This window comes from Klebsiella sp. MPUS7 (genome assembly GCF_009905335.1).
GTDB lineage: Bacteria > Pseudomonadota > Gammaproteobacteria > Enterobacterales > Enterobacteriaceae > Klebsiella > Klebsiella grimontii.
Genome location: NZ_CP047604.1, coordinates 4,867,813 through 4,881,232, shown reverse-complemented (window position 1 = coordinate 4,881,232; position 13,420 = coordinate 4,867,813). Strand labels below are relative to the sequence as shown.

Genomic DNA, 13,420 nt, shown 5'->3' with positions numbered 1-13,420 from the left:
CGGCCTCTCCCGAACGGGAGAGGCGTCACGATGCGCTGGCGGCGCGGCGGTACATGCGCCGCGGATGGCCTATCTTGCCGTACAGCATTTCCACCTGCAGAAAACCGATTTCCACGCAGTGCTCCAGATAGCGCCGGGCCGTGGTTTTGCTCAATCCAGCCTCGCTCACCACGTCATCCACCGAAAAGCAGCGTTCATCTTCGCCGGTAAACAGACTCTGCACCAGCGCCAGCGTTTTTTCTTCAATACCTTTACTGCCGCTATCGGCTCGGTAGTTTTTAGCCTGCAGCTGATACAGCGAATCCACGTTCTGCTGGTCGACAATCTTCCATTCGCGCTGCTGGTCGTAGAACTGTACGAACCGTTCAAGGGACTGGCTCAGGCGCTTCCACGACACCGGTTTGAGAATGTAGTCGAAGGCGCCGTTGCGAATTGCCTGGCTACAGGTTTCCATATCGCTGGCGGCGGTGATAAAGATCACCGAGCAGCCAGCGTGGCCCATAATAGGGTCGTTCATCAAGGTGACCCCTTTGCCGTCCGGCAGGTAGTTATCCAGCAGCACCAGCTGCGGCGGCCTGGCGTTGAGTATCTGCCGCGCCTGGGCGAGAGAAGCCGCCGTGCCCGCCAGCCGCATACGCGGATGTTTCTGGATAAGCTCGGCGTGCAGCCGCGCCAGTTCGCTTTCATCTTCAACGATCAGAACATCGACCAGGTCATGATGCATAGTGCTTCTCTTCTTGCGGATGGGCTGGCCCGTCGGCGGGAATAAACAGCGTGAAAATCGCCCCGCGCGGCGCGTTGTCGGCCACTTCAATCGTGCCGCCAGCCTGGGTGACATAGCGTTCAATAAGATACAGTCCAATACCGTGATCGCCGCGAGTTTTGGTGGTGACGCCGCGCTCAAAGATATGCTCGCGGATCTCCGGGCGAATACCGACGCCGCGATCGGCGACTTCAATCATTAATTCCCGGGCGTTGAGCTGAATCAGGATCTCGACCGGTTCGTGCGGCAGTTCGGCGCGCTGGGTGGCCTCAATGGCGTTATCCAGCAGATTACCGATGATAGAGATAAGCTCGGACTCCATCAACGACGGCAGCGGACGGTCGATGCGGCAGGCCGGGTCAAAGCTCAGTTCGACCCCTTTTTCCCGCGCGCGGGCGGCTTTGCCCAGCAGCAGGCCGCACAGCGTCGGCGAATTAAAGTGCGATGAGATAAAGTCCAGTAGCTCCTGGGCATGCTCCGACTGCGCCTGAATATAGCGAATCGCCTCATCATAGTGGCCCATATGCAGCAGGCCGGACAGGGTGGTCATCCGATTGAGCTGTTCATGGCGCATGATGCGCAGATTATCGACGTAGCGTTTCACCTGGCTGAGCTGGGCGCTCAGCGAGTTGATTTCATCGCGGTCGCGGAAGGTGATCACCCAGCCCTGGAGCGAATTCTCCAGCATGATGCGCACCCGGCTGGCGAGCACGGTAAGCTGATTAAAACGGCATAGCTCATCGTGGGTATCGTTTTCGAGCATCTCGCCGCTGGCGAAAAACGGCTGCGGGGTAATGACGCTATCGATCGACTTACCGCGCAGCTGGTGCGCGGGCTGGCTCAGGCCGAGCAGGCTGCGGGCGGCGTGGTTTATCACTTCGATACGTCGGTGATGGTCAATCACGATCACCCCTTCGTATATCGACTCCATCATCGCTTTTTGCTGACGCACCAGCAGGCCGATTTCGCGCGGCTCCAGCGAGAAAATTTGCTTTTTAATGCTGCGGGTGAAGTACCAGGAGAAGATAAACAGTGCGATAAGCAGCAGCACCGCGGCGACGAAGATGTTGATGACTTTTTCCAGCGTGATGCTGTCGAGATAGCTGGTGAGATAGCCGACGGAGACAATACCGACCACCCGGCCGGCGTCATTGAAAATCGGCGCTTTGCTGCGCAGGGAAATACCGAGCCCCCCTTTACGGATAGTGGTCGTGCTTTGCCCCTCGAGCACCGGCTGGTTATCGCCGCCAACCAGTCGCGTGCCGACCCACTCCGGGTGGACCGAGTGAAACAGATGCACGCCCCGCTTGTCGCCAATAACAATAAAGCTGGCGTCGCTGTGGGCGGCGATATTTTGCATAAAAGGCTTTATCGCCTGCGCATCTTCACGCGTCACCTGCTGACGTAAATTAGGCATCAGCGCGATTTCTTCCGCCTGTATTCTCGCGCGGGCGCTCATTTCCTGATAAAGCTGATGGCTGGCGTCGAAATAGTAATAGACTCCCAGGAGCGCGAACAGCACTGAGAAAAAAGCGACCAGCGAAATGAACAGCTTAAACTGAAATGAAACCTTCATAAGTATAATGCACAGTATCAGGGATGCGGCAGCGTATCATTTTTTCGCTACCGGCATCGTGGCTGAGGGTGACCGGTGGACGTCCACGCGGGCGTCAGGGAACCACAATTATCCGCTGGCGGGGAATTTATCAAGGTTAATCAGGCGCTGGATTTAAAAACCTTAAAAACCACGGCTATAAATCAGAGCGGTTTCACAATAATAATAGAAACCATAAAAACCATAGTGACCATTAAAACTTCGTTTTTAATCTGCCGATCCTCACATTAACTCTGTGCATGGCCCTCTAACCTGAAAAATAATAATAACCAGAGGGCTTAATTATGAGCACCACAGACAATGCATTCCCTGCAACCATCGACCCTATTAATACGCCAAAAGCGCCGCTTAAGCAGCGTTGGTGGCATATCCTCGATAACTGGAAAGTCGGTATTATCCCGCTGCCGCTCTTCCTGCTGGCCGGCGGCCTGATCGCGCTGGACTGTCTGGGCGGCAAGCTGCCGAGCGATATCGTCGTGATGGTGGCGACGCTGGCCTTTTTCGGCTTTGCCTGCGGCGAATTCGGTAAGCGCCTGCCGATACTCGGTAAACTCGGCGCGGCGGCCATCTGCGCGACCTTTATTCCTTCTGCGCTGGTTCACTACGGCCTGCTGCCGGATGTGGTGGTGGAGTCGACTACCAAATTCTATAAGTCGACCAACATTCTTTACCTTTATATCTGCTGCATTATCGTCGGCAGCATTATGAGCATGAACCGTACCACGCTGATTCAGGGCTTTATGCGGATTTTCTTCCCGATGCTGTGCGGAGAAATCGTCGGTATGGTGGTCGGCGTCGGCGTGGGTACCGCCCTGGGGCTGGAGCCGTTTCAGGTGTTTTTCTTTATCGTCCTGCCAATCATGGCCGGCGGCGTCGGCGAGGGGGCGATTCCGCTGTCGATTGGCTACGCCGCGCTGATGCATATGGATCAGGGCGTTGCGCTCGGTCGCGTGCTGCCGATGGTGATGTTGGGCAGCCTGACGGCGATTGTGATCGCCGGCGGTTTAAACCAGCTGGGCAAGCGTTTCCCGCATTTGACCGGCGAGGGGCAGCTGATGCCGAACCGCCGCAACGAGACGCACCGCGAAACGCCCGCCGAGGGCAAAATGGACGTGACGACGCTGGCCTCCGGCGCGCTGCTGGCGGTGCTGCTCTATATGCTGGGTATGCTTGGCCAGAAGACCATCGGCCTGCCCGCGCCGGTGGGAATGCTGTTTCTCGCGGTGCTGCTTAAGCTGGTAAACGGCGTCTCTCCGCGTCTGCAGGAGGGCTCGCAGATGGTATATAAGTTCTTCCGCACGGCGGTGACCTATCCGATTCTGTTTGCCGTCGGCGTGGCGATCACGCCGTGGCAGGAGCTGGTCAACGCCTTTACCCTTACCAATTTGCTGGTGATTATCAGCACCGTATCGGCGCTGGTGGCGACCGGCTTCCTGGTCGGCAAAAAGATTGGCATGCACCCGATTGACGTGGCGATTGTCTCCTGCTGCCAGAGCGGGCAGGGCGGCACCGGCGATGTGGCGATTCTGACTTCCGGCAACCGCATGAACCTGATGCCGTTCGCCCAGATCGCAACAAGAATCGGCGGCGCGATTAATGTATCGCTGGGATTGCTGTTCCTCAGTCACTTTCTGGCGTGATTTAACTTTTATATAACAGCTAAGTCTGCTTTTTCGTGCTAAATAGCGCAGAAAATTTCTGCGCCCCGTCTCCAAAACAGGGATCGTTTAGCGATACAATCAGCGCCATTATTCGCGACCGCGACGGCAGCCTGTCCGCTGCCTTTTATTAAGTGAGGAGAGAAACAAATGTCAGTGGATACTCTCGCCCGTGAGGGCGTAAGCATGGAAGCGCTGCTGGCGGCGAAAGAGCAGCGTTCGGCTCGCCAGGCCGACTGGTTAGCCCATTATCAACGGCCGCTGATTTCGCTGACCCTGGTGACGCCGGGCGCGGTGAAAGACAGCATTCGCTACCGTAATATGATGGGCGTGGCGCTGCAGGCCTGCGATCAGATGCTGTGGAAACACCGCTGGCAGACGCTGGATCGCCAGGTGCTGTGGCTGCCGACCGGGCCGGAAGCGCTGTGGTGCGTCGATCACGCCGCCAGCGAAATCAAAGCCTTCTGTACCGACCTCGAGCATACTCACCCGCTGGGCCGCCTGTGGGATATTGATGTGATTTGCCCGAAGAATGGCCTGGTGGGCCGTCAGTCTATGGGGGAGAACCAGCGCCGCTGCCTGCTGTGCGACGAGCCCGCGCATGCCTGCGCCCGCAGCCGCCGTCATGATACCGGGGAGGTTGTTGCCCGCGTCGAGCAGATGATTGATGCGTGGTTTGCCCGCGACTAACGCCTGTTTCCCGTTGCGATGATGAGCGACGGATAGCCCGGGTGAGCCGCTGGCGGCACGACCCGGGACAGAGATAAACGATCAGAAGTCGATCGGCGCGCGGAAGGTCATCGAATTACCGAAAGCGGGATGGGTGATGGTCAGCGTTTCGGCGTGCAGCAGCAGACGCGGCGCCATCGCCAGCGCTTCCGGCGACGCATAAAAGCGGTCGCCGAGAATCGGATGGCCCAGCGCCAGCATATGCACGCGCAGCTGATGCGAACGCCCGGTAATCGGCTTCAGGCGCACGCGGGCGGTGTTGTCCGCCGCGAACTCCAGCACTTCATACTCGGTTTGCGCCGCTTTGCCGGTTTCGTAACACACCTTCTGCTTTGGCCGGTTCGGCCAGTCGCAAATCAGCGGTAAATCCACCAGACCTTCCGCTTTTTCCGGATGCCCCCAGACGCGGGCGACGTACTGCTTTTTCGGCTCGCGTTCGCGGAACTGCCGCTTTAGCTCGCGCTCTGCCGCTTTGGTCAGGGCCACCACAATCACGCCGCTGGTCGCCATATCCAGTCGGTGTACCGACTCGGCCTGCGGAAAGTCGCGCTGAATGCGCGTCATCACGCTGTCTTTGTGCTCAGCAAGCCGCCCCGGCACGGACAACAGGCCGCTCGGCTTGTTGACCACCATAATGTGCTCATCCTGGTAAAGAATAACCAGCCAGGGATCCTGCGGCGGATTGTAGTTTTCCATCGCCATATTCGCGTTCCGTTACTGGTGGGTGACGACGATTAAGCGCAGCGCATCAAGACGCCAGCCTGCCTGAGCCAGCGCGTCCATCACCTGCTGACGGTTGCTCTCGATAGCTGCCAGTTCATCATCGCGGATGTTCGGGTTCACGGCGCGCAGCGCTTCAAGGCGCGACAGCTCGGCCGTCAGCTTGTCGTCGGCTTCTTTACGCGCGGCGTCGATCAGCGCCTGGGCCGCTTTGGCGACCTGGCCTTCGCCCTGCTGTAAAATCGCGTGGACGTCCTGCTGGACGGCGTTAACCAGCTTGCTGCCGGTGTGGCGGTTGACCGCGCTCAGCTGACGGTTAAAGCTTTCGAACTCTACCTGACCGGCGAGGTTGTTGCCGTTTTTGTCGAGCAGCATGCGCACCGGCGTCGGCGGCAGGAAGCGGTTGAGCTGCAGATGCTTCGGCGCCTGTGCTTCAACGACGTAAATCAGCTCCAGCAGCAGGGTTCCCACCGGCAGCGCTTTGTTCTTCAGCAGCGAAATGGTACTGCTGCCGGTATCGCCGGAGAGGATCAGATCCAGACCGTTGATAATCAGCGGATGCTCCCAGGTGATGAACTGCGCGTCTTCGCGGGACAGGGCGACATCACGCTCAAAGGTAATAGTGCAGCCATCTTCCGGCAGACCCGGGAAATCCGGAACCAGCATATGGTCGGAGGGGGTCAGGACAATCAGGTTTTCACCGCGATCGTCCTGGTTGATGCCGACGATATCAAACAGGTTCATGGAGAAGGCGATCAGGCTGGTGTCGTCATCCTGTTCTTCAATGCTTTCCGCAAGCTGCTGGGCTTTTTCACCGCCGTTGGAGTGGATCTCCAGCAGGCGGTCGCGGCCCTGCTCCAGCTGCGCTTTCAGCGCGTCATGCTGCTGGCGGCAGGCTTTGATCAGCTCGTCGAAGCCGTCGGTATTTTCCGGGGCGGCGAGATAGTTAATCAGTTCGTTATGCACGCTGTCGTAAACGGTACGGCCGGTCGGGCAGGTATGCTCGAACGCGTCCAGACCTTCGTGATACCAGCGTACCAGCACCGACTGGGCGGTTCTCTCCAGATAGGGAACGTGGATCTGAATATCGTGAGCCTGGCCGATACGGTCAAGACGGCCGATACGCTGCTCCAGCAGATCCGGGTTGAACGGCAGATCGAACATCACCAGATTGCTGGCGAACTGGAAGTTACGGCCTTCTGAGCCGATTTCAGAACACAGCAGCACCTGCGCGCCGGTATCTTCTTCGGCAAACCAGGCGGCGGCGCGGTCGCGTTCAATAATCGACATCCCTTCGTGGAACACCGCCGCGCGAATGCCTTCGCGCTCGCGCAGGACCTGCTCCAGCTGCAGCGCGGTGGCCGCTTTGGCGCAGATGACCAGCACTTTTTGCGAACGGTGGCTGGTGAGATGGCCCATCAGCCACTCAACGCGCGGGTCGAAGTTCCACCAGGTGCCGGTGTCGCCTTCAAACTCTTGATAAATCTGCTCCGGATAGAGCATATCGCGGGCGCGCTCTTCGGCGGTTTTACGGGCGCCCATAATCCCGGAAACCTTGATAGCCGTCTGGTACTGGGTCGGCAGCGGCAGGCGAAGCGTGTGCAGCTCGCGTTTCGGGAAGCCTTTCACGCCGTTACGCGTGTTGCGGAACAGTACGCGACTGGTGCCGTGACGGTCCATCAGCATGGAGACCAGCTCCTGGCGAGCGGCCTGGGCATCATCGCGATCGCTGTTGGCCGCCTGCAAGAGCGGTTCGATATCCTGTTCGCCGATCAGATCGCTCAGCGCGTTCAGCTCGGCGTCGTTCAGCTTATTCCCGGCCAGCAGCAGAGCGACGGCGTCGGCAACCGGACGGTAGTTCTGCTGCTCTTCAACAAACTGAGCGAAATCATGGAAACGGTTAGGGTCGAGCAGGCGCAGGCGGGCGAAGTGGCTCTCCATCCCGAGCTGTTCCGGCGTCGCGGTGAGCAGCAGAATGCCCGGCACGCGCTCGGCCAGCTGTTCAATAGCCTGATATTCGCGGCTTGGCGCGTCTTCGCTCCACACCAGATGGTGCGCTTCATCGACGACCATCAGGTCCCATTCGGCATCGCACAGGTGCTCCAGGCGCTGCTTGCTGCGGCGCACGAAGTCCAGCGAGCAGATAACCAGCTGTTCGGTTTCGAACGGGTTAATGGCGTCGTGCTGCGCTTCGGCGTAGCGCTCATCGTCAAACAGCGAAAAGCGCAGGTTAAAGCGGCGCAGCATTTCCACCAGCCACTGGTGCTGCAGGGTTTCCGGAACGACGATCAGGACGCGTTCGGCAGCGCCGGAGAGCAGTTGCTGATGCAGGATCATCCCGGCTTCAATGGTTTTACCTAAACCCACTTCGTCCGCCAGCAGGACGCGCGGCGCGTGGCGGCGGCCAACGTCGTGAGCGATATTCAGCTGATGCGGGATCAGGCTGGTGCGCTGGCCGCGCAGGCCGCTCCACGGCATGCGGTACTGTTCGCTCTGAAATTTGCGCGCGCGATAGCGCAGGGCGAAACGGTCCATGCGGTCGATCTGCCCGGCGAACAGACGGTCCTGCGGTTTGCTGAAGACCAGTTTGCTGTCGAGCAGCACTTCACGCAGGGTGACGTTGGCTTCCTGGGTATCGAGGCGGGTACCGGTGTAGGCCAGCAGACCGTTCTCTTCATTAACTTCGTCAACCTGGAGCTGCCAGCCTTCATGGCTGGTGATGGTATCGCCCGGGTTGAACATCACGCGGGTGATCGGGGAGTCGTTGCGTGCGTACAGACGGTTTTCGCCGATGGCGGGGAAAAGCAGAGTCACCATGCGCGCGTCCAGCGCAACGACCGTCCCTAATCCCAGTTCGCTCTCTGTGTCGCTAATCCAGCGTTGACCAAGTGTAAAAGGCATATATGTTCGGCTCTTTAGTTCTTTGATTGCAGGCAATAGTTGATCATCTCCATGGAGAATCGGAGATACGTCAAAATTGGGTCCAGGAATGGAAAGGGCGCTATATTACTGGATGGCGGAACGTTCGTCACGTCCTCCTCACCCTTCATTTTACGGCTTTTGCGCCAGCGGAATGGGTGAGGAAAAATCAAAATAGCCCCAGTTGTCCCGTCACTATTGTAGCAAAATCGTCGTCGACAAAGGGAAGTATTCCTTCGGCGACCGGCTCTAATTGCTTAGAAAGGTAGTGTTCATAATCCAGCGGCGATTGCTGATAGTCCACCGGCTCCGGCCCGCCGGTGGTCCAGACGTATTTAATGCTGCCGCGCTGCTGATACTGCTGCGGCCTGCCCAGCCTGACGTTTTGCTCATCAGCGAGCCTGGCCGCGCGCACGTGCGGCGGCACGTTGCGCTGATACTCCGCCAGCGGACGGCGCAGGCGTTTGCGGTAGACCAGCCGATCGTCAAGCTCGCCGTTCATCAGCTTATCGATGGTTTCGCGTACGTAATCGCGATAGGGCTGATGACGGAAAATGCGCAGATAAAGCTCCTGCTGAAACTGCTGGGCCAGCGGCGTCCAGTCGGTACGCACCGTTTCCAGGCCTTTAAACACCATGCGCTGCTCATCCGCTTCCTGAATCATTCCGGCATAGCGTTTTTTACTGCCGGTATCCGCGCCGCGGATGGTGGGCATGAGAAAGCGGCAGAAGTGGGTTTCAAACTCCAGCTCCAGGGTGCTGGCCAGCCCATCTTTAGCGAGCTCCGCCGCCCACCATTCGTTGACGAAGGCCACCAGCGAGCGGCCGATGCTGCTGGCTTCCTCTTCGCTGTGGGCCCGCTTGAGCCACACGAAGGTGGAGTCGGTATCGCCGTAGATAACGTCGTAGCCCTGGGATTCAATCAGCGCTTTGGTCTGGCGCATAATCGCGTGGCCGCGCATGGTGATGGAGGAGGCCAGACGGGGATCGAAAAAGCGGCAGGCGCTGGTGCCGAGCACGCCGTAGAAGGCGTTCATAATGATCTTCAGCGCCTGCGACAGTGGCTTGTTTTTATGCTGCTTGGCCTCGTCGCGCCCGTGCCAGATCTGCCCGACAATCCCCGGCAGGCAGTGTTTTTCTCGCGAGAAGCGCGCGCCAAGAAAGCCTTCGGTGCTGTGAGCGTCATCGGGATGCGCCAGCCCTTCAACCAGCCCCACCGGATCGATCAGGAAGGTGCGGATAATCGACGGATACAGGCTTTTGTAGTCCAGCACCAGTACCGAGTCGTACAGGCCGGGGCGCGAGTCCATCACGTAGCCGCCGGGGCTGGCCTGCGGCGGTACTGCGCCAAGGTTCGGCGCAACGTAGCCGAGCCGGTGCATGCGCGGGAAATAGAGATGGCTGAAGGCGGCGACCGAACCGCCGTGGCGATCCGCTGGCAGGCCGTTGACCGTCGCGCGCTCCAGTAAAAAGGGCATGATCTCGGTTTTATGGAAGATGCGCGTAACCAGCTCGCAGTCCTGCAGGTTGTATGTCGCCAGCGCCGGTTTATCGTGATGAAAGCGGCGGTCGATTTCATCCATCCGATCCCAGGGGTTATCGATGGCTTTGCCCTCGCCGAGCAGTTCGCGGGCGACCGATTCCAGGGCAAAAGAGGAGAAATTCCAGAACGCGGATTTCAGCGCCTCGATGCCGTCGATAATCAGTCGGCCATTGGCCTGAGCAAAGAAGACGCCATTTTTAAAACCGTGCTCGCGCCACTCCAGTTCGCTGTTGCCGCGCCCGAGCATCAGCGGGATGCGATAGCGCTCAGCGTGCTTTTGCAGAACGCGTAAATCGAACTGCACCACGTTCCAGCCGATCAGCACGTCCGGGTCGTGAGCGGCAAACCAGGCGTTAAGCTTTTCCAGCAGCAGCGGGCGGCTGGCGACGTACTCCAGCGTGAAATCGACGGCAGGCGGGGTGGCGGGCTCCGGACCTAACATATAGACGATCCGCTGGCCGCAGCCTTCAAGGCCGATGCAGTAGAGCTCGCCGTGGCGGCTGGTTTCGATATCCAGCGAAACCCATTTCAGCGGCGGACGGTAGTGGGGGTTGGGCTTCATTCGCGCGTTGACCAGCTGCTGGCCGCGCGCCTCGCCTTCCACCCACACCGGGGCGGTAATAAAGCGCTCCATCAGATAGCGCTCCGGCGGGCGGATGTCGCCTTCATATACCGTGACGCCGTTTTCACGCAGCTTTTTTTCCAGCCGCATCAGCTGGCGGTGAGCGCGGCAGTAAAGGCCAAAAACCGGCTGGCGATGAAAATCTTGCAGATTGAGCGCAGCAAGGCGATGGCCGTTTTCCCCCTGCAGCAGGCGTTCAACCTGCGGACGCTGGGATTCGGCAATGAACGCTACGGATTCCTGCGGCGGCAGCGTAACCTCAAGCGGGCCGTCATCGGTCGCCAGCCAGAAAGTCAGTTCGGTGCCCTGTGGGGTATCCCGCCAGTGACGGGTGAGTAAAAAACCTGCTCGTGGCTGCGTCACGCCGTGCTCTCATGAGTGAAAACCAGGCCTGATTATAGCCTGGTTCACGGAATGATGCTGGGGTTTTATACAGGTATAGTCCGGAGGTTGGGTTGCGCGCTGTTTCCCGGATTGCGGCGTAAACGCCTTATCCGGGCTACCCGTCTACCCGTCCTGCAGACGGCTGTGCACCTGTAGCCCGGCTAAGCGTAGCGCGAGCCGGGAAACCGTGGCGCTACTGCCCGTAATAGGCTTTCGCGCCGTGCTTGCGCAAATAGTGTTTATCCAGCAGCGTTTGCTGCATCTCCGGCAGCTGCGGCGCCAGCTGGCGGCAGAAGATGCCCATATAGGCGATCTCTTCCAGCACGATAGCGTTATGCACCGCGTCTTCGGCGTTTTTCCCCCAGGCAAACGGGCCGTGCGAGTGCACCAGCACGCCGGGCATTTGCGCTGGATCGATGCCTTTTTCACGGAAGGTTTCGACGATCACCGCGCCGGTTTCCCATTCGTACTCGCCGTTGATCTCCTCGTCGGTCATCAGACGGGTACAGGGGACCGCGCCGTAGAAGTAGTCGGCGTGGGTGGTGCCGGTGGCGGGAATCGACTGTCCGGCCTGCGCCCAGATGGTGGCGTGACGCGAATGGGTATGAACAATGCCGCCCAGCGTCGGGAATGCCTGATACAGCAGGCGGTGGGTTGGGGTATCCGAAGAGGGTTTTTTCTGGCCTTCAACCACTTCGCCGGTCTCCAGGCTGACCACCACCATATCTTCGGCGCGCATTACGCTGTAGTCGACGCCGGAGGGTTTAATTACCAGCACCCCCCGTTCACGGTCGACGGCGCTGACGTTGCCCCAGGTGAGGGTAACCAGATTGTGCTTAGGCAGGGCCAGGTTGGCTTCGAGAACCTGGCGTTTGAGATCTTCTAACATACTGTGCTCCGAATTGCTGGCGAGTCAGTTCCCCTCACCCTCTCCCCAGGGGAGAAGGTGAGAGGGCGGTCTCTTAGCGTTTTGAACCGTAATACACTTCGTTCCAGCGCAGCGCATCCTTGAAGGAGGGCAGACGGGTTTCGTTATCAATCACGGTCAGCTCGATATCCTGCAGCTCAGCAAACTGGCGCATATCGTCGAGGGTCAGCGCATGGCTGAAGACGGTGTGGTGCGCGCCGCCGGCGATGATCCAGGCTTCGGACGCGGTGCGCAGATCCGGATGCGCTTTCCACAGGGCGTTGGCGACCGGCAGTTTCGGCAGATCGTGCGGAGTTTTCACCGTCTCAATGGTGTTCACCAGCAGACGATAGCGATCGCCGAGATCGATCAGGCTGGCAACGATCGCCGGGCCGGTCTGGGTGTTGAAGATGATGCGCGCCGGATCGGCTTTACCGCCGATGCCCAGAGGCTGGACGTCGAGAATCGGTTTCTCCGCGGTGGCGATGGTCGGGCAGACTTCCAGCATATGCGAGCCCAGCGCCAGATCGTTGCCTTTCTCGAAGTGATAGGTGTAATCCTCCATAAAAGAGGTGCCGCCCTGCAGACCAGTTGCCATCACCTTCATGATGCGAAGCAGAGCGGCGGTTTTCCAGTCGCCCTCGCCCGCAAAGCCGTAGCCCTGCTGCATCAGACGCTGCACGGCGAGACCCGGAAGCTGTTTCAGGCCGTGTAAATCTTCAAAGGTAGTGGTAAACGCGTGGAAGCCGCCCTGTTCCAGGAAGCGCTTCATCCCCAGCTCAATGCGCGCGGCGTCGAGGAGGTTCTGCCGCTTATCGCCGTGGATTTGCACCGCGGGCGTCAGACGATAGCTGCTTTCATACTCATCAATCAGCGCGCTGATTTCGCCGTCGCTGACCGCATTGACGACCTGCACCAGATCGCCCACCGCCCAGGTGTTAACCGAGAAGCCAAACTTGATCTGCGCGGCGACTTTATCCCCGTCGGTCACTGCCACTTCGCGCATGTTATCGCCGAAGCGGCAGACTTTCAGGTGGCGGGTATCTTGTTTAGAGACCGCCTGGCGCATCCACGCGCCGATGCGCTGATGCGCTTCTTTATCCTGCCAGTGGCCGGTCACCACGCTGTGCTGCTGACGCATGCGGGCGCCGATGAAGCCGAACTCGCGGCCGCCGTGCGCGGTCTGGTTCAGGTTCATAAAGTCCATATCGATGCTGTCCCACGGCAGGGCCGCGTTGAACTGGGTATGGAACTGCATCAGCGGTTTGTTGAGGATCGTGAGGCCGTTAATCCACATTTTCGCCGGTGAGAAGGTATGCAGCCACACCACCATCCCGGCGCACTTGTCATCGTAATTGGCGTCGCGGCAGATATGGGTGATCTCATCCGGGGTAGTACCCAGCGGCTTAAGCACCAGTTTGCACGGCAGTTTGGCTTCCGCATTCAGGCTGTTCACCACATGTTCTGCGTGCTTCGTAACCTGACGTAGCGCTTCAGGGCCATACAGATGCTGGCTACCGATGACGAACCACACTTCATAATTATTAAAAATAGTCATTTT

Annotated in this window: 9 protein-coding genes; 2 read left to right on the top strand and 7 right to left on the bottom strand. The window is 59.0% G+C overall.

Translation table 11 applies throughout. The annotated features are described in order from the left end of the window. Positions 1–25: 25 nt before the first annotated feature. Entirely contained in the window at positions 26–724 is a 699-nt protein-coding gene (locus GUC22_RS22765) for a response regulator (RefSeq protein ID WP_024360293.1), read from the bottom strand. Further along, a complete protein-coding gene (locus tag GUC22_RS22760) occupies positions 714–2,339 on the bottom strand; it encodes a sensor histidine kinase (protein ID WP_004872236.1) in 1,626 nt (541 codons plus the stop codon). The genes GUC22_RS22765 and GUC22_RS22760 overlap by 11 nt, the downstream gene beginning before the upstream one ends. 323 nt (positions 2,340–2,662) lie before the next feature. Between GUC22_RS22760 and GUC22_RS22755 the strand changes: the two genes are divergently transcribed. Next, positions 2,663–4,018, top strand: a complete 1,356-nt coding sequence (locus GUC22_RS22755; protein WP_004872233.1) for a 2-hydroxycarboxylate transporter family protein — start codon at positions 2,663–2,665, stop codon at positions 4,016–4,018. A 168-nt stretch (positions 4,019–4,186) separates the two neighbouring features. After that, a complete protein-coding gene (gene citX, locus GUC22_RS22750) occupies positions 4,187–4,726 on the top strand; it encodes a citrate lyase holo-[acyl-carrier protein] synthase (RefSeq protein ID WP_024360295.1) in 540 nt (179 codons plus the stop codon). 81 nt (positions 4,727–4,807) lie between these two features. Here the strand turns inward: citX and rluA are convergent, their stop codons facing one another. From rluA to araA, 5 genes are all read right to left on the bottom strand, one after another. Further along, on the bottom strand, positions 4,808–5,467 hold the full coding sequence (rluA, locus tag GUC22_RS22745) for a bifunctional tRNA pseudouridine(32) synthase/23S rRNA pseudouridine(746) synthase RluA (RefSeq protein ID WP_004872228.1): 660 nt from the start codon (positions 5,465–5,467) through the stop codon (positions 4,808–4,810). Between the two features lie 12 nt (positions 5,468–5,479). Next, complete coding sequence (rapA, locus tag GUC22_RS22740; protein ID WP_160183780.1) at positions 5,480–8,386, bottom strand: RNA polymerase-associated protein RapA; 2,907 nt, start codon at positions 8,384–8,386, stop codon at positions 5,480–5,482. 187 nt (positions 8,387–8,573) lie between these two features. Then, the gene (polB, locus tag GUC22_RS22735; protein WP_160183779.1) at positions 8,574–10,931 is read right to left on the bottom strand and encodes a DNA polymerase II; all 2,358 of its coding nucleotides are present in this window, start codon (positions 10,929–10,931) and stop codon (positions 8,574–8,576) included. A gap of 214 nt (positions 10,932–11,145) precedes the next feature. Further along, positions 11,146–11,841 carry an L-ribulose-5-phosphate 4-epimerase gene (gene araD, locus GUC22_RS22730; RefSeq protein WP_004872223.1) on the bottom strand — a complete coding sequence of 232 codons (696 nt, stop codon included), beginning with the start codon at positions 11,839–11,841 and terminating at the stop codon, positions 11,146–11,148. A 73-nt stretch (positions 11,842–11,914) separates the two neighbouring features. Beyond that, positions 11,915–13,417, bottom strand: a complete 1,503-nt coding sequence (araA, locus tag GUC22_RS22725; protein ID WP_024360297.1) for an L-arabinose isomerase — start codon at positions 13,415–13,417, stop codon at positions 11,915–11,917. Positions 13,418–13,420: the final 3 nt, after the last annotated feature.

Coding starts and splice junctions, on each gene's coding strand:
- GUC22_RS22765 (WP_024360293.1), bottom strand. CDS start 724: ATGCATCATGACCTGGTCGATGTTCTGATCGTTGAAGATGAAAGCGAA.
- GUC22_RS22760 (WP_004872236.1), bottom strand. CDS start 2,339: ATGAAGGTTTCATTTCAGTTTAAGCTGTTCATTTCGCTGGTCGCTTTT.
- GUC22_RS22755 (WP_004872233.1), top strand. CDS start 2,663: ATGAGCACCACAGACAATGCATTCCCTGCAACCATCGACCCTATTAAT.
- citX (WP_024360295.1), top strand. CDS start 4,187: ATGTCAGTGGATACTCTCGCCCGTGAGGGCGTAAGCATGGAAGCGCTG.
- rluA (WP_004872228.1), bottom strand. CDS start 5,467: ATGGCGATGGAAAACTACAATCCGCCGCAGGATCCCTGGCTGGTTATT.
- rapA (WP_160183780.1), bottom strand. CDS start 8,386: ATGCCTTTTACACTTGGTCAACGCTGGATTAGCGACACAGAGAGCGAA.
- araD (WP_004872223.1), bottom strand. CDS start 11,841: ATGTTAGAAGATCTCAAACGCCAGGTTCTCGAAGCCAACCTGGCCCTG.
- araA (WP_024360297.1), bottom strand. CDS start 13,417: ATGACTATTTTTAATAATTATGAAGTGTGGTTCGTCATCGGTAGCCAG.